At 45.7% G+C, this 16,589-nt stretch carries 13 protein-coding genes; 10 read left to right on the plus strand and 3 right to left on the minus strand.

The features are described 5' to 3' along the window. The first annotated feature begins 51 nt into the window (after window positions 1-51). The 3 genes from T489_RS0103450 to T489_RS0103460 all read left to right on the plus strand — a co-directional run bounded on the left by T489_RS0103450 (window position 52) and on the right by T489_RS0103460 (window position 2,238). Complete coding sequence (locus tag T489_RS0103450; RefSeq protein WP_051621759.1) at window positions 52-546, plus strand: acyl-CoA thioesterase; 495 nt, start codon at window positions 52-54, stop codon at window positions 544-546. A gap of 389 nt (window positions 547-935) precedes the next feature. Next, complete coding sequence (locus T489_RS0103455) at window positions 936-1,475, plus strand: hypothetical protein (RefSeq protein ID WP_031578653.1); 540 nt, start codon at window positions 936-938, stop codon at window positions 1,473-1,475. Window positions 1,476-1,716: 241 nt separating this feature from the next. Next, a complete protein-coding gene (locus tag T489_RS0103460) occupies window positions 1,717-2,238 on the plus strand; it encodes a flavodoxin (RefSeq protein WP_031578654.1) in 522 nt (173 codons plus the stop codon). Between the two features lie 454 nt (window positions 2,239-2,692). Here T489_RS0103460 and T489_RS0103470 read toward each other — a convergent pair whose 3' ends face one another. Continuing rightward, a complete protein-coding gene (locus T489_RS0103470; protein WP_031578655.1) occupies window positions 2,693-3,016 on the minus strand; it encodes a TfoX/Sxy family protein in 324 nt (107 codons plus the stop codon). Window positions 3,017-3,601: 585 nt separating this feature from the next. Here T489_RS0103470 and pyk point away from each other — a divergent pair. The 3 genes from pyk (at window position 3,602) to T489_RS0103485 (ending at window position 7,725) form a co-directional block, all read left to right on the plus strand. Next, window positions 3,602-5,038 carry a pyruvate kinase gene (pyk, locus tag T489_RS0103475; RefSeq protein ID WP_031578656.1) on the plus strand — a complete coding sequence of 479 codons (1,437 nt, stop codon included), beginning with the start codon at window positions 3,602-3,604 and terminating at the stop codon, window positions 5,036-5,038. Between the two features lie 278 nt (window positions 5,039-5,316). Then, on the plus strand, window positions 5,317-6,588 hold the full coding sequence (locus T489_RS0103480) for an O-acetylhomoserine aminocarboxypropyltransferase/cysteine synthase family protein (RefSeq protein WP_031578657.1): 1,272 nt from the start codon (window positions 5,317-5,319) through the stop codon (window positions 6,586-6,588). 591 nt (window positions 6,589-7,179) lie between these two features. After that, window positions 7,180-7,725 (plus strand): hypothetical protein, encoded by a 546-nt coding sequence (locus T489_RS0103485; protein ID WP_031578658.1) that lies wholly within the window; start codon window positions 7,180-7,182, stop codon window positions 7,723-7,725. A gap of 184 nt (window positions 7,726-7,909) precedes the next feature. Here T489_RS0103485 and dsbD read toward each other — a convergent pair whose 3' ends face one another. Together dsbD and mscL are read right to left on the minus strand one after the other, a co-directional pair. Then, window positions 7,910-9,739, minus strand: a complete 1,830-nt coding sequence (dsbD, locus tag T489_RS0103490) for a protein-disulfide reductase DsbD (RefSeq protein ID WP_031578659.1) — start codon at window positions 9,737-9,739, stop codon at window positions 7,910-7,912. A 368-nt stretch (window positions 9,740-10,107) separates the two neighbouring features. After that, window positions 10,108-10,533, minus strand: coding sequence for a large-conductance mechanosensitive channel protein MscL (mscL, locus tag T489_RS0103495; protein WP_031578660.1), 426 nt, complete (start codon window positions 10,531-10,533; stop codon window positions 10,108-10,110). Between the two features lie 636 nt (window positions 10,534-11,169). Here mscL and tpiA point away from each other — a divergent pair. From tpiA to thrA, 4 genes are all read left to right on the plus strand, one after another. Then, window positions 11,170-11,922, plus strand: coding sequence for a triose-phosphate isomerase (tpiA, locus tag T489_RS0103510; protein WP_031578661.1), 753 nt, complete (start codon window positions 11,170-11,172; stop codon window positions 11,920-11,922). A 430-nt stretch (window positions 11,923-12,352) separates the two neighbouring features. Further along, on the plus strand, window positions 12,353-13,318 hold the full coding sequence (pfkA, locus tag T489_RS0103515) for a 6-phosphofructokinase (RefSeq protein ID WP_031578662.1): 966 nt from the start codon (window positions 12,353-12,355) through the stop codon (window positions 13,316-13,318). A 198-nt stretch (window positions 13,319-13,516) separates the two neighbouring features. Continuing rightward, window positions 13,517-13,765, plus strand: a complete 249-nt coding sequence (locus T489_RS0103520; protein ID WP_031578663.1) for a GIY-YIG nuclease family protein — start codon at window positions 13,517-13,519, stop codon at window positions 13,763-13,765. A gap of 354 nt (window positions 13,766-14,119) precedes the next feature. Next, window positions 14,120-16,585 (plus strand): bifunctional aspartate kinase/homoserine dehydrogenase I, encoded by a 2,466-nt coding sequence (thrA, locus tag T489_RS0103525; RefSeq protein WP_031578664.1) that lies wholly within the window; start codon window positions 14,120-14,122, stop codon window positions 16,583-16,585. Window positions 16,586-16,589: the final 4 nt, after the last annotated feature.

Raw genomic sequence — 16,589 nt, forward strand, 5'->3', positions numbered from 1 at the left:
TATAATTAGGACAGATTTTCATTATTTTCAGGATTTACGGAAAGAACAGTTATGACAGATATAAAGAATGTTGATGAAGTGCCGGCTGAAAAGCCTCGCGGCATGCTGATGCTGAGAACTCTGACCATGCCGGCGGATGCCAATCCGAACGGTGATGTCTTCGGAGGCTGGCTGATGTCTCAGCTGGACGCTGCCGGAGCCATGATGGCCTACGAACTCTGTCGCGGTAAGGTGGTGACAGTGGCCGTGGACGAAATCGTGTTCAGAAATCCGGTGCATGTGGGAGACGTGGTCTGCGTGTACTGCCGGGTAATTCACGTGGGCAATACCTCCCTCAAGATTCAGCTTCAGATGTGGACCAAGCACAATGACGAGGCCAGAACCAGCAGAGTCAAGGTAACAGAATGCGGTATCACCTATGTGGCTGTTGACGATAACGGCGTAAAGAGGCATCTGCCGCGTGAACTGGTTGAACATAAGGATGAACTTATCCTTAACGGCTATGAAAGCATGTATTCAGGCAACTCTCAGTACGAGTGTTACTAATCTCTCCTGACGGGGCGCTGAAGCGCCCCGTTTTCATTTTCGGTTCACAGCCGATTAGCAGTGACTGTGCATCCTGTAAGTGACGTATTATGCAGGGAGATTCATAAATTAATCGGCAGTTTTTCGTGTATGTAAAGTTTATAGCTGTATATAAGATATTGCTTACTTTATTTAAGTTAAATATATTTATTAAAAATATATAAATGTCATATTTTATCGAAAGAAAAAATGTGATCAAAATTAAATATTTTGCTTGAAGTCAAAAATTTTTAGTGATAAATTTAGCGCCAGATAAAGGGTTCCGATAAGCCTTGCAATCCCTTTAATCAAGGCTTTGAAGAGAAATTACGGTATTCCGCAGTAATATACTTTTATATCAGGCATATAAAATGTTTAAAAATTTATTTATATCTTTGAAACTTTTAATTGTTTCAGCAATGGTTTCAGCCTGTACCACCACTGTTTCCGCTCCGGAAAAAGTGACTGTGGATAATTTGTACTCACCCAATGAGATTGCCAAAGCCTCAATGCTTTCTACTTCTTCCCTGAGTGCCGGTGTGGACGACAACTTCAACGGGGTATCCGACAGGGTGGACAGCTGGATTTCACAGCTTAACGAAGATTATGCCGTAAAGACAGCCCTGTCCAAGTTTGCAAGAAGTGTTCAGTCCGCAGTTCTCTTCCAGCCGAGTGTTGACAGCGGCACCGTGATTGTCTACAACCTTATTGACGCAGGTACCGATGTTATTGTTTTGAAAGGTGAGAATGAAGGTCGCAGACTTCTCGATTCCGTTGCCGCTCAGGTATGCGACACCAGGGGAAAGGCTGTTAAGTACGCCAGTTTCCTCAACAGTTTTGCCGAGGATCAGCCTGATACCACCGAAACCGCACGTGAAACTGACGACGTATCCGTTCCGTCAATGATTTAGTTTCTCTGCGTATTCATTATTAAATAGCACGGGCTCCGGCAGTAATTGTCGGAGCCTGATGTTTTTCTGCCTGAAAATCGAAAAAATTCCCACTTTAAAAAATGTATTTTTGCCATGGTCTGAATTATCATGGAAAAACCGGATGCCTGAACATCCCGAAATCCCCGGGATTAGTGAACGGAGTTTTTTCAGGTGATCCGTCCCGGTACAATAACAACAATATTAAATGCAGGAGATTAACATGGCTAAAGTAGGTATATTTTACGGTTCGGATACAGGCCACACCGAGGATGCGGCCATTCTTATTCAGCAGCTTTTCGGAGAGGATACGGCGGATCTGTTTGATGTTGCCAAGGTTAAGGACGTATCTGTTGTGAACAATTATGATCTGGTTATTCTCGGAACCTCAACCTGGTATCTCGGAGAGCTTCAGGCCGACATGGATAATTTCCGGAGCAGTCTGGCTGATATTGACGTTTCAGGCAGAACCTTTGCTCTTTTCGGTCTCGGAAATCAGGTTGATTACAGCGATTACTTCGTGGACGGAATAGGTATTCTCTATACCTTCCTGAAGGAGAAGGGGGCAAAGCTTATCGGCAGATGGCCTGTCGAAGGTTATGATTTTGCCAGTCAGCTTCCTCTTACCGATGATGACACCTCCTTCGTGGGCCTTGCTCTTGACGAGGATAATCAGCCTGAACTCACTCCGGACAGAGCAGCCGAATGGGTGGAACAGATTAGACAGGAAGCAGGCATTCAGTAATACAGGGTTTATTCAGTTTAAAAAATAAACAATCTATATTGTCACTTCTGTAAAACCTTCGTATGCATTACGAAGGTTTTATTTTCTGGGAAAAAGAATATATTTTCATTTGCTTAAAAAAGCAACAAACAACTGTTTAATGCTGATTTTGATCAAAAAAATACTGGTTTTTACAGTAAAAATCTTGAAATAATGAAAAATTATGGAGAAATTGCGTGAATAAAACATAAAACAGTTTAAAGATTGTTTTTATTGCTGTATAATCATGTCAATTCATCCTTCTTAGATGTCGCAGCCTCTGTATCTTTACAGAGGCTGCGCTCTTTCCGGCATGGTTTTTTCTGAAATAATCCCGATATTTTTTCTTTTAACGATATTAAAGAGTATTAAGAATCGTACAGGATAAATTTTAAGCATTTTTTCATCGGAATTTCCGCCGGCCACGTGGTGAAATTCATGAGTTTCTTTTTTTCTTTCCGGGGGCAGGCAGTTCGTCATACATTGCTCTGACAAGTTCCGCCAGAAAATGTCTGTCGTCAGTGTTTTCCACCAGAAGCATTTCCTTTGCTCCGTCATACGGAAGTTCCTTTGGAGCATCAGGCATCATGGACACTGCCGACGCCGTCGGTTTTACCAGAAGGCGGTTGTCATATATTCCTCCGAAAATTTTCTCTCTGTAATAGAGGAGGAATTCTCCCATCATGGCTCCTGATGATATTCCGTCAAGGTCTGACAGCTGTTCAAGGACAAAGTCCAGATATTCCTTATCTGATGACATTCCGTTATCTTTTCTCCTGTTCTGTTTATATGTTTGTTCCCGGTACTGAAACAATGTAGCTGATTTATAAAGTTTTGTACAGAATGATGAACCCGGAAGTTATCAGGCGGATGAAGCTTTCGGGGGCGGCCTTAGTATTCTTATCCGCTGAACACTGATGATTGCGTTGGACGGTTCAATAAAGGCAATATTTTGAGCAATTCAAACAAAAACCACGGAAAATATACTACAATGGTAGGTGGACCGTTCCGGTGCAGATGGAGTCTATAAGCGGCAGCCGGCTCATAAGGTTTCCGACTGCGGCAAACTCCGGAGAATATTTTCATGGGCCCGGACCGGGAATATTCCGTGTATGCGAATGTAATTCGGGCGTAAAACGAAAAAAGGCAGGAATTTTGCAGAGAAAAGCCTTAAACAATGCGTGATGAATACCTGCTGAAGATGTCCGTAGGGAAAACTTCTTTAATTTTATGCACCATACGGATGAGGTACGGAATGAATAATCAGAAGGTGATGAATTAAGAAATTCATCCCCGACAGGGACTTATGTGGCTAGAGTCTTCAGTGGAAGATAAGGAATATAGAATGCTCAGACGAACCAAAATAGTATGCACAATGGGACCGGCACTGGACAAGGAAGGCGTGCTGGAAGATCTTATCAAGGCCGGTGCAAACGTGGTGAGAATCAACTTCTCTCACGGAACCGCTGAAGAACATATGGCAAGAGCTCAGAAAGTTCGTGAAATCTCCAAGAATCTGGGTGTTTACACTGCCATAGTGGGTGACCTGCAGGGACCGAAGATCAGAATTTCCACTTTCAAGGACGGTCGTATTTTTCTCAATACCGGCGACCTGTTCACCCTTGATGCCGGCATGGCAAAAGGCGAAGGTACCAAGGATGCCGTAGGTATCGACTACAAGGAACTTCCAAAGGATGTGAAGACCGGTGACGTGCTGATGCTTGACGACGGTCGCGTACAGCTTTCAGTAGTTTCCGTAAAGGGTACCAAAATCCTGACATCAGTTATTGTTGCCGGCCCGCTTTCAAACAACAAGGGCATCAACAAGCAGGGCGGCGGTCTTTCCGCTCCGGCTCTTACTGAAAAGGACAAGGCTGATATCATCACCGCCGCCAAAATCGGTGTGGATTTCGTGGCAGTATCATTCCCGAGAACCAGCCAGGACATCAATCTTGCACGTTCTCTCCTGAGAGCCGCCGGTTCAAACGCCAAGATTATCGCCAAGGTGGAAAGAGCTGAAGTAGTGGCTTCAGACGAAGCCATGGAAGACGTAATCAAAGCCTCCGATGCGGTAATGGTTGCCCGCGGTGACCTCGGTGTGGAAATAGGTGACAGTGAACTTATGGGCGTTCAGAAGAGACTTATCAAGAAGTCCCGTCAGCTGAACCGTCCGGTTATCACCGCAACCCAGATGATGGAATCAATGATCAAGTCTCCTATGCCGACCCGTGCCGAAGTTATGGACGTGGCCAATGCCGTTCTCGACAGTACCGACGCCGTAATGCTCAGCGCCGAAACCGCAGCCGGCGATTATCCTGTTGAAACCGTGGCAGCCATGTCTCAGGTGTGTCTCGGTGCCGAAAAGAATCCGGTAATGGTGGTATCTTCCTACAGAACCGACAAGACCTTCTCCAACAGTGAGGAAACCATCGCCATGGCTTCCATGTTCGCAGCCAACCATCTTCCAGGAATCAAGGGTATCATTTCCCTTACCCAGTCAGGACAGACTCCGCTTCTCATGAGCCGTCTGCATTCAAATCTGCCGATTTTCGCCCTGGCTCATTCCGAAAAGACTCTTAACTGGTGTAATCTGTACCGCGGTGTTTATCCGGTTAAGTTTGAAACCAGCAACTATGACAACATGATAAGCGCTGCCAGAGCCGCCGTTAAGGTAGTGAAGGAAAAGGGGTATCTTTCTCACGGTGACTGGGTAATCGTAACCCACGGTGATACCGAAGAGGCAGGTATGACCAACGAACTCAAGATTATCGAAGTGGATTAATTCCACTCCGACAGTCTGAGGTCTGACTGTGCGGAAACACCGGTAGAAAACCGGTGTTTCCGTTTTCACTCATTATGATATAATTATATCGTTGCCGGCAGTGATCCGCCGGATTACTGCATTAATAAAAAATCATCATTTTTCTGGTGATTTTTTATTTTTTAGCGGAAGGCTTATGAGAGGTCTGTTTTCCGGCATGGCCGGCGGCAGACGGATTTTTTAGGTGGCTGTTAATCTGACTAAAAGTCGGTTTCAGCCGGATATTCAGAGAATTAAACATGAAAGATCAGACTATACAGGTTCACGGCGGTTATACCACCGAACCTACTTCACACGCTGTTGTTCCTCCTATTTATCAGACCGTTGCATATGAATTCGACAATGCCCAATATGCCGCCGATCTGTTTAATCTGGTTAAACCCGGTAATATCTACACCAGACTGATGAATCCTACTGCCGACGTGCTGGAAAAGCGTATGGCTCTTCTTGAAGGCGGTAAGGCTGCGGTAGCAGTTGCCTCAGGTCAGTCAGCCATTGAATATGCTCTGCTGAACCTTGCCAAAAACGGTAACAACATCGTCTCCGTTCCTCAGCTTTACGGCGGTACTCTGACTCTTCTTACCAGCGTATTCGCTGATTTAGGTATTGAAGGCCGTCTGGCAAAGAGTGACAGTCCGGCAGACATTGAAGCTCTCATAGATGAAAACACCAGAGCCGTTTACTGTGAAACCATCGGTAATCCGGCTGCCAACATTGTTGATATTTCAGCTCTTGCCGAAGTGGCTCACAGACACGGCGTGCCTCTGGTTGTTGACAACACCGTGGCCAGTCCGGCACTCTGCAAGCCAATCAGTTTCGGTGCCGATATAGTTGTTCACAGTCTGACCAAGTTCTGCGGCGGTCACGGTAACACCATGGGCGGTATCATTGTTGACAGCGGCAGATTCGACTGGAAGAAGTACGGCAGCAAGTTCTCACAGTTCACCGCTCCTGAAAAGTCATATCACGGCGTGGTTTACTGCGACTCCTTCGGTGACGTTGCCTATGCAGCCCGTATCCGTACCGTATTCCTCCGCAACACCGGTGCAATTCTTCCTCCTCAGTCATGCTTCATGATTCTGGTAGGTCTTGAAACCCTGTCATTAAGAATGAAACAGCACGTATCAAATACCATTGCCATCGCCGAATTCCTTAAGAAGCATCCTAAGGTGGCATGGGTTAACAGTGCTCACTTCCCTGACAGCAAATACCATGAACTGGCAGTGAAATACACCAAGGGGGCCCAGAGCGGTCTTTTAACCTTCGGTCTCAAGGGCGGTAAGGAAGACGGTGCGAAGTTCTATGATTCGCTCAGACTTTTCAAGCGTGTGGTAAACATCGGTGATTCAAGATCCTGCGTAACTCATCCTGCAAGCACCACTCACAGACAGCTTAACTCTGAACAGCTTAAGAATGCCGGTATCGGTGAAGAGCTGATTCGTCTTACCATCGGTATCGAAGATCCGGAAGATCTGATTGCTGATATTGATCAGGCTCTGGCTCAGATCTAAGGCCGGATCCTCCTGATGTTTCCGGATGTCGTGTGTCCGGAGAATACATATTAATCCCCGCTGCGGCGGGGATTTTTTTGTGCTTTTTAAACATGGAGCATCAGACTTTTTCATGCTTCAGGCAAACCGGACAAAACAGAGTGTTAAATTTATACATGATGTTCGCCGGGGCTTTTATCCAATTATTGAGAAATTTATTATTTCTTAATAACCATGATTTTTATATATCGTACGCGGAGATGTTTTTATAATATAATATTGAATGTATATATAAGATTTAAAAAAGTTATATTTTGCAATGATAAGAGTACTATTAATAAAATTAAGTATGTTTTCTTCTGATATTTGTCTGAAAGTGTGATGCGTAAAAGCATGATGTGTATGTAAATAAATGAAAGTATTAAAAATATCTTGGATGTTTTTAGATGTGGTTAACGATTTTTATAAAAAAATTATTTTTTATGAAAAATGTTGATTGTCATATCTTGATTAGAAACGACTTCTGCTCTCATAATATTTATTAAAGGCACTGGATGATAAGAAGATTATCATTCTCTGGGAGGTAGGTTGTTTTGGTGTGCAGGTAATAAGATGAGTGGTGGATTCGGCAGAATGGTGCTGGTGGCGGCAGCACTGGTGATGCTCGGCGGGTGTCACAGAGACAATGATCAGAAGATGAATTTAAACGGTATAACTGTTGATGATGATATTATGAGTGATAGAGATAATTTTGTCGGATTACCGAATCCGTTTGTTCAGGTGGATTCCCTGAAAGATGTAGAGAAAGCCTTTGGAAAGAAGATTCCGGTACTGAAATTCATACCATCGATGTACAATCCCAGCCCTGATATCTTTATGATGAACGAGACTGAAATGGTTCAGTTCATCTACAGCTCCCTGGACAGCGGTGAACGCATTGTCTACCGCGTTTCGGAAAAATTCTCCCCCGAGCTTCTTAACGGTGACTACAACAAATATGCTGTCAACCGCACTCTGATGATAAACGGCAGAAGCATTCTCGTAAAGGGAAACGGTGATGGCTATAAGACAGCCGAATGGGCTCAGGGAACCCTGAATCTGTGTATTCTTTCAGATACTCCTCTTACCGAGGAAGAACTGAAGAACATGATTCGCTGAAGAAAAGAACTGATGAGATGAGGAAAACTTTTCCTTCTTAGTATGGGCAGTTACTTCCCTGGTAGCTGCCCTTTTTTTGATTCTGGTTTTCAGGCGTAATGCATGTATTCTCAAAACCTCAAAAAAAGTATACCGGCATTACGCCGGTATACTCTGACAGTCTCACGCTGCCGGAAACGGCTGTCTACTTTTCCAGTGCCCGGCTGATTCTCTTTATAAAGGCATCAGCAGGCAGATAGCCGTTTACGGAAGAAATCAGACGGTGATCCCTGAATATCAGAATGGTAGGGGCCCCGGTGATCTCCTTCTTGTATCTGCTGACGATTTCTCCCGTTTCAGCATCGGGATCCGTGATGTCCACATATACGTTTTTAAATGGAGACATGTAGGCGACAACGTTTTTGTCGGCAAAGGTTGTCTCTTCATATTTTCTGCATGAGGCACACCAGTCTGCCCTGATATCCACGATTACGATTTTGTTGTCCTTTATCAGGTCTTCAAGCTGTGTCAGGTTTTCAACAGGTTCAAAGATGTCGCTGTTCTTCGCGTCGGTGGTGATGAACAGCGAGGCAACGGCAATTACCGCGGTGATAATCATGGTGGTCATGGCGAACAGGGTTCTTCTGTTTTTAAGCACCAGCAGGGTTATGTAACAGAGAATGGAACCGCTCATGAGAATGCTGATGGCCGTGATGATGCTCGGAGTAAGATAAGCCCTCAGAAGATACAGAGGAATGGTGAGCATGATGAATCCGCAGATTACCTTGATGTTCTTCATCCACATGCCTGATTTAGGCAGAAATTTCTGTCCCAGAACGGCGATGATGGCCAGAGGCACTCCCATGCCAAGTCCCATAATGAACAGGTAGGCGCCGCCTCTGAGGATGTTGCCGTCCTTCATGATGAACATCAGGGCTCCGGCCAGCGGGGCGGTGGTGCATGGAGATGCGATGATGGCGCTGATTACGCCCATGAGGAATACACCGGTGACGGTGCCTCCCTGCTGTCTGTCATTAATCTGCTGCAGTTTATTAATCCATGCGGTCGGCAGAGTCATTTCAAAAAGACCGAACATGGATACCGCGAGAATCAGGAAGATTACCGACATGGCAATCAGTACGGCCGGCTGCTGCATGAACATCTGGAACTGGGCTCCGGCATAGGCGATACCGAATCCCGCGAGCATGTAGGCTATGGCCATGCCGAAAATGTATACCATGGTATAGACGGCGGTGGTCTTCATGCTCTTCTGCTTCCTTCCGAGAATGATGGAGCTCCAGATGGGATACATCGGGAACATGCATGGAGTAAGACTCAGGAGAACTCCGAAACAGAAGAAGGCGAACAGCCCGAAAAGAATGTTTCCTCCGACAAGTCTATAGATGGAACTGCTGTCATTGTTTACATCCACCAGACTGGTGAAGTCGGCTCCCGGAATTCTGTCAACGTCGCCGTCGGTTTCAGCGGAATCCTTAACGTCTTTGCCGGTGCCGGAAGTTCCGGCAGGGGAGTCTGCGTCGGAATCCACGTTTTCAGTAAGGCGGTCGATGGCGATTTTCTTGACCACCGGAGGATAGCACATGCCTTCGGTACAGCCCTGATACTGGACGTTGATTTTAGGGAACGGAGCCGTGCTCTGAACCTTCAGGTTTACGGTTGCTTCCTTGTAGAAGACATGACTGGGCCCCATGTATTCGTCTTCATGGTAGATGCCTTCAGGGAAGGAGATGTCCGTGATTTCACAGTTTACGGGGGTGATTTTGAATTTTTCAAGATAGAGATAGTAGTCTTCGGCGATTCTGAAGGTTATTGATATGTCGCGTTCGTTCTGTTCCAGACTCGGAATGAAGGCATCCTCGACGTCAAGATAATGAGGTTCCTCCACGGTCGCAGAAATCTCGGCTTCAGGTGCCAGAGCTGACATTGACGCCTGAATTTCATCGGCGAAGGCTGCAGTGCCGGTGAAAATCATCCAGGACAGACATGAAAAAAGCAGAATTGATAATTTGCGCATAGTTATAATAATTTTCTGAAAGGGACAGCATAATTTGTTCAATAATCGTTTGCATGATTTTAGCACATTCACGTGAATTTAATCATATGTGAGTGTCTTATTGATTGCGGAGGAATGTACGGAGGTAACATTTTGAGAAAATAGAAATTCTTTTCGGCAGAAAAAACGGCTGTCGTGTCAGGATGTCATGCGGCCATGCTAATGTGCCGTTTTCTGTTTCCTGTTTCGGGTGAAAAATGCGGAAATTAAAAAAACAAAGCCCCGGATCTAGTATGAACCCTGTTATTGATCACCTGATTGATAACGGGGTTCATGCTAGATCCGGGGCTTTGAGCTGAAGCCGGAATATCTGTCCGGCAGATGATTCATTACTTCTTCTGTTCCTTGAGAAGGTCACGGATTTCAGTAAGAAGCTTGATGTCGGCAGCCGGTTCTGCAGCAGCTTCTTCTGCGGCTTCTTCCTTGGCTTCCTTAACAACTGAACGCTTGAGGTTGTTGATGAGCTTCATTGATACGAAGATTGCGAAGGCAATGATGATGAAGTCAACGATGGTCTGAATGAAAGCACCGTACTTGAGTACAACCGCTTCGGCAGTGTCAGTCTTTTCCTGAAGGGTGATGGCAAGATCCTTGAAATCGACATTGCCGCAGATAACGCCCACGAGAGGCATAATAACGTCGGCAACCAGTGATGATACGATCTTGCCGAATGCAGTACCGATTACCACACCGATAGCCATATCGAGAACGTTACCCTTCATTGCGAAGTCTTTGAATTCTTTTAATAAGGAAATACCTTTTTCAGCAACAGCCATGTTTTTTCTCCTGATGCATGAATTTTCAAAAGAACGTTTTGAATCTGGAAAGCACGGTTTCCCGTGTTCTGCACGGCTTTTGAAAATTCAGATTGAATAAAACCTAAATATCCGTAAATTATGCAGAATACACTGTAAATTAACGTTTTTAATTTTAGCTTAAATAATTCACACATGCAAAACGTGTATGCAACTTTCACGGATGTGAAAACAGTGATGATAAGCAATATTTACAGCTGTATTATTTGTTTTTGAGAGTCTTCTGTCTATTTTTTTAGCAGAAGAACCTGAAAATCAGTGAGGTGTGATACATATGGGGAGCATTTTGCGTTTTTTGGGATGAAAACGGGCAGCGGCGGAGCAGGTGTTTTAATGAACTCAAGAGAAGCCTGTTCCGGTGACGGGTGTGTCAGCAGGATTCATCACGGTGCGGAGCTGTATCTGAACCATTCACTGTCTGTAATTGCCACGGATTGAGCTTTGTGATATATTTAGCGGTGGTAAAAAGTTGCATTCTGACACGGATTATTTTTTTTCAGTAGACTTCATTCGGGTTCAGACGGCTCTTTTCGTGTTTTAATCAATTTCACAAATATTTAATGTAAGGTCAAAATCATGAGACAAAAGCTCGTAATGGGTAACTGGAAATTAAACGGTACCAAAGAATCAGTTAATACTCTTGTTAACGCTCTTCTTGCTCCAGTAAATGCTGCTACCAACGTTGAAGTTGCAGTATGCGCTCCTGCAATCTTTATCGGTACTGTAGAGGCTTTAGCCAAGGGTTCTGCTCTTCAGTACGGTTCAGAAGACTGTGACGTTCACACCAGCGGTGCCTTCACCGGTGAAAACTCACCTGTTATGATCAAGGAATTCGGTTGTAAGTACGCTATCGTTGGTCACAGCGAACGTCGTGAATACCACAACGAAACCAACGAAGTTGTTGCTGCCAAGTACGAAGCTGCTCAGGCTGCAGGCCTCATCCCTGTACTCTGCATCGGTGAATCTTTAGCTCAGTTCGAAGCAGGTGAAACCGCTGATGTAGTTAAGACTCAGCTCAAGGCTGTTATCGACAAGTGCGGTATCAAGTCTTTCGAAAAGGCTGTAATCGCTTACGAACCAATCTGGGCTATCGGTACCGGTAAGACCGCTACCCCTGAAATCGCTCAGAACGTACACGCACAGATCAGAGCATTCCTTGCTTCATTCGATGCTGACGTTGCTGCAAAGGTTCAGGTTCTCTACGGCGGTTCATGCAATGCCAAGACTGCTCCTGAACTCTTCAAGCAGCCAGACATCGACGGCGGTTTAGTTGGCGGTGCTTCATTAAAGCCTGCTGATTTCGCTGCTATCATCGAAGCTGCCAAGTAATACAGTCTGATTCCGGTAAATCCGGTTTATGACGGAAGGACCTCCCGAGTAAAATCAGGAGGTCTTTTTTTATGAAACATATGCTGCCTGAAGTCGCCGTAAACATTGATTTTTCTTAAAATCAGCGGTTTTCCTGAAAAGCCTGCATTATCAGTCAGAACGCTAAATATATGACATGAACGTTAACTTATGGTTAAAAAGGCGGATTTCTATTGTAAAAATAACCGGAGCGTGATAGAAAAGATTCCAGTTTATTGAGTTGTAAAAGGAAACTGCCGGACGGATTAACCGCCGCTTATTTTAAGGAAGGTTCCGTAAACGCCTTCTTTAATGTCGTTTTGTGTGAGTGCGGTCTGGCCGGACACGGTTATGATTTTCGTCGTCCGGGCAGTGTATACGTTATACGGATTTATTTGTTTGTGTTAAATATATGATTAAGCGCATAGGTGTTTTAACCAGTGGCGGCGATGCCCCTGGTATGAATGCGGCCGTAAGATCTGTAGTAAGAGCCGCCATAAATGAAGGTATTAGTGTTTCCGGTATCCGCGACGGATTTCTCGGAATGCATCAGGACAGAATTATTGATCTCGACAGAGCAGGCGTGAATGACATTATCACCAAAGGCGGTACTTTTCTGGGAACGGCCAGATTTACCGCGTTCAAGGAAGAGTCGGTACGTCGCGAGGCCATTGAAAATCTGAAGAAGAGAAACATTGACGCCCTGGTTCTGATTGGCGGAGACGGTACCTATACTGGTGCTCTGCGTCTTCACGAAATGGGAGTACGCTGTATCGGCATCCCTGCAACCATTGACAATGATGTTCACGGAACCGGATTCTCCATCGGTTTTGACACCGCGGTGAACAACATCATGCAGAACATGGACCGTTTAAGAGACACTTCAAGTTCTCATCACCGTGTAACCATCATGGAGGTTATGGGGCGTCACTGCGGTGACCTGGCCGTGGTCGGCGGAATTGCCGGCGGGGCGGATTACATAATTGCTCCGGAAGAGCCTTTTGTAAAAGAAGATCTGTTCAGCAAGATTGCCCAGGCCTTTGCCTCCGGCAAGAGACATGCACTTATCTGTCTGTGTGAGAATATCGTGAATGCCGATGCCCTGGCTTCAGAGCTTGAAGCCACTACCGGCATTGAATGCCGCGCCACCGTTCTCGGACACATTCAGAGAGGCGGATCTCCAACGGCATATGACAGGGTTCTGGCCAGCCGTCTGGGAGATTATGCGGTAAGACTTCTTATAGACGGAGTATACGGCAAGTGCGTGGGTATAGACGGTACCACTCTGATAGCAACCGATTTTGAGGAAGCCATCAATAATCCGAAGCATTCTCACGTAAACGAATACATAAGTCTTTCCAACAAGATTTCACTGTAGAGACTGAAAAGACTGAGTTTACGCGTGACATCCCGGAAAGACTCCTGGCAGTATTTTCGGGATGTTTTTTTTCATCCGCTCTGAAAAACTCAGTGAACCTGAGTTCCGCTCTCCGCTTCCGGCATTGACGGCCGCGTAACGTATGTCTGAGTTACGTAAAATAAACTTCAGAAATGATTCCCGCTATCCGAGGTGATAATGAATTATGTATATATCCTGCGCTGTTCCGATGATACGCTTTACTGCGGATGGACAAATGATCTTGAGGCGAGAGTGACGGCCCATAACAGCGGCCGCGGCGCAAAATACACGCGTTCCCGTCTGCCGGCGGAACTCGTATATTCTGAAGAGTATGAGAGCAGAAGCGAGGCTATGAGCCGTGAGTGGCACATAAAGCGGCTCAGCCGCAGTGAAAAGCTGGAACTTATCGCTTCAGGAAAACGGTAGCGGCTGATCCGGAATGAACTGCGCGGCAGTTGCGGAACAGTGTTTCAAAATGCTTTTTCAGGCTTCTTCCCGGTTATTACCGTAATGACTGATTTTTTGGTTAAAAAATATACTGTAAATGGCTGTAGTACTTGACTTTTTACCTTGAATTTGGGATCATGAGAAAAATTTTACTGCATGGTGCACATACATAGGATATTTATGTCGATTACAACAGAAACTATCGTGATTACAACAATTACAACAGCATTTTCTGGAAAGGGCTGTTAATTTTAGTTTCTGTTACGTGATTGACATTCAGAAAGCCCAGGATTCTGTGAATCACGGGCTTTTTTTGTTGCAATGGAGATTTTAATGCGAGTTTTAAAGTTTGGTGGTACCTCTTTAGCTAACTCTGAACGTTTTTTAAATGTGTCAGACATTGTTGTGAAAACCCATAGAAAGTCGCAGGTGGCTTTGGTTCTGTCAGCTCCTGCAAAGGTGACAAACTTCCTGGTGGAACTTGTTGCCGAAGCTGTCAAGGGTAATGATGTTCAGAATATTCTGGACAGTATTGAAGCTATTTACGTTGAACTTATTCAGGGTATCAAGATGAAGTACCCTAATGTTGACGATGTGGCTCTCCATCAGATTTTAAATGACGAATTCACTCTCATCAAAAAGAGAGTTCAGGGTATCATGCTTCTCGGTCAGTGCCCTGACAATGTTCAGGCTACCATTTTAAGCCGCGGTGAAAAGCTTTCAGCCGTATTCATGGAAAACCTGCTGAAGGCAAGAGGCGAAAATGTTACCCGTTTATGCCCGGTTGAAGTTCTCAAGACCACCGAAGGTGACTATCTTGAATCAACCGTTAACATCGATTTATCAAGAAGCCTTTTCGCAAAGCGTCCCAGAAACGACGGCACCATCTATGTAATGATGGGCTTTACCGGCGGTAATGAAAAGGGTGAGCTGGTTCTTCTCGGCCGTAACGGTTCCGACTACTCAGCCGCATGTCTCGCCGCCTGCGTGAACGCCGAGTGCTGCGAAATCTGGACTGACGTTGACGGCGTATACAGCTGTGATCCAAGAATCGTTCACGATGCTCTGCTGCTCAAGCGTTTAAGCTACAAGGAAGCCATGGAGCTTTCATATTTCGGTGCCAAGGTTCTGCACCCTCGTACCATTGCTCCTATTGCTCAGTTCCGTATTCCATGCGTAATCAAGAACAGCATGAATCCTGATTACGAAGGCACCACCATTGCGGAAGAAGGCGACCTCAATATTCCTATCAAGGGTATCTCCGATCTTACCAATATGTCTCTGGTAAACATCTGCGGTCCCGGAATGAAGGGTATGGTCGGTATGGCCGGCCGTATCTTCAACTGTGTATCACGCGCCAAGATCTCTATTGCCCTGATTACCCAGTCTTCATCAGAATACAGCATCAGCTTCTGTATCCATACCAGTGATGCCGAAAAGGCAATGCAGGTGCTCAACGATGAATTCAAGCTCGAACTCAAGGAAGGTCTGCTTGACGGTATCGACATTACCCATGACAAGGCCATTATTTCCGTAGTAGGTGACGGCATGCTCACCGCAAGAGGTATCGCTTCTAAGTTCTTTACCTCACTGTCACTTGCAAACATCAATGTTAACGCCATTGCCCAGGGTTCATCAGAAAGATCAATTTCTGCCGTTGTTTCCAAGAACAAGGTAAGTGAAGCCATCAGAATCTGCCACCAGAACTTCTTCAGTTCACTGCAGTTCATCGACGTGCTTCTTATCGGTATCGGCGGTGTAGGCGGTGCTCTTGTCGGCCAGATCAGAAGACAGCAGCAGATTCTTCAGCAGAAGCACGGCGTGAAGATGCGTATTGTAGGTATGTGCAATTCAAAGCACATGCTGCTCAACGAGGAAGGCATCGATCTGAATTCAGATTACAAGACCGCCCTCAACGCTTCTCCTATCGGATTCTCTCTGGCTGAAGCCAAGAAGTTCATCACCGATACTCACCTGATCAATCCGGTGATTGTAGACTGTACTTCAGATCCTAACGTGGCTTCACAGTACAAGGAATTCCTGCTGGCAGGTTTCCATGTTGTAACTCCTAACAAGAAGGCCAACACCGGAACCATGGAATACTATCGTGACCTGCGCAAGGCGGCACAGTTACGCCGTCGCAAGTTCCTTTACGAAACCAACGTCGGTGCAGGTCTTCCTGTAATCGAAAACCTGCAGAATCTTATTGCCGCAGGTGATAACCTTCAGGAATTCAACGGTATCCTTTCAGGTTCTCTGTCATTCATCTTCGGTAAGCTCGAAGAAGGTCTGTCATTCAGCGAAGCAACCCTTACCGCAAGAGCCAAGGGCTTCACCGAACCGGATCCTCGTGATGACTTAAACGGCATGGACGTTGCAAGAAAGATTCTTATCCTTGCCCGTGAAGTAGGCATGGAACTGGATCTTTCCGATATCGATGTTCAGATGGCTTTACCACCGGGATTTGACGCATCAGGTACCACTGAAGAATTCCTGGCACGTCTGCCTCAGGCCGATGAATATTTCCGCAGGGAAATTGAAGCAGCCAAAGAAAGAGGCGAAGTTCTCCGTTACGTAGGCAGCATCGTTGACGGCAAGTGTCACGTTGCCATCAAGGCCGTACCGGAAAGCGATCCGTTATACAAGGTTAAGGACGGCGAAAACGCGCTTGCCTTCCTTACCGCATACTATCAGCCGATTCCACTGGTTCTCCGCGGTTATGGCGCGGGTACTGAAGTTACCGCAGCCGGTGTATTCGCAGATATTTTACGTACTTTAAATTGGAAGAGAGAGGCTTAATTAA

The organism is Ruminobacter sp. RM87 (assembly GCF_000701925.1).
GTDB lineage: Bacteria > Pseudomonadota > Gammaproteobacteria > Enterobacterales > Succinivibrionaceae > Ruminobacter > Ruminobacter amylophilus.

Coding starts and splice junctions, on each gene's coding strand:
- T489_RS0103450 (WP_051621759.1), top strand. CDS start 52: ATGACAGATATAAAGAATGTTGATGAAGTGCCGGCTGAAAAGCCTCGC.
- T489_RS0103485 (WP_031578658.1), top strand. CDS start 7,180: ATGAGTGGTGGATTCGGCAGAATGGTGCTGGTGGCGGCAGCACTGGTG.
- tpiA (WP_031578661.1), top strand. CDS start 11,170: ATGAGACAAAAGCTCGTAATGGGTAACTGGAAATTAAACGGTACCAAA.
- thrA (WP_031578664.1), top strand. CDS start 14,120: ATGCGAGTTTTAAAGTTTGGTGGTACCTCTTTAGCTAACTCTGAACGT.
- T489_RS0103520 (WP_031578663.1), top strand. CDS start 13,517: ATGAATTATGTATATATCCTGCGCTGTTCCGATGATACGCTTTACTGC.
- T489_RS0103470 (WP_031578655.1), bottom strand. CDS start 3,016: ATGTCATCAGATAAGGAATATCTGGACTTTGTCCTTGAACAGCTGTCA.
- dsbD (WP_031578659.1), bottom strand. CDS start 9,739: ATGCGCAAATTATCAATTCTGCTTTTTTCATGTCTGTCCTGGATGATT.
- pyk (WP_031578656.1), top strand. CDS start 3,602: ATGCTCAGACGAACCAAAATAGTATGCACAATGGGACCGGCACTGGAC.
- T489_RS0103455 (WP_031578653.1), top strand. CDS start 936: ATGTTTAAAAATTTATTTATATCTTTGAAACTTTTAATTGTTTCAGCA.
- T489_RS0103480 (WP_031578657.1), top strand. CDS start 5,317: ATGAAAGATCAGACTATACAGGTTCACGGCGGTTATACCACCGAACCT.
- T489_RS0103460 (WP_031578654.1), top strand. CDS start 1,717: ATGGCTAAAGTAGGTATATTTTACGGTTCGGATACAGGCCACACCGAG.
- pfkA (WP_031578662.1), top strand. CDS start 12,353: ATGATTAAGCGCATAGGTGTTTTAACCAGTGGCGGCGATGCCCCTGGT.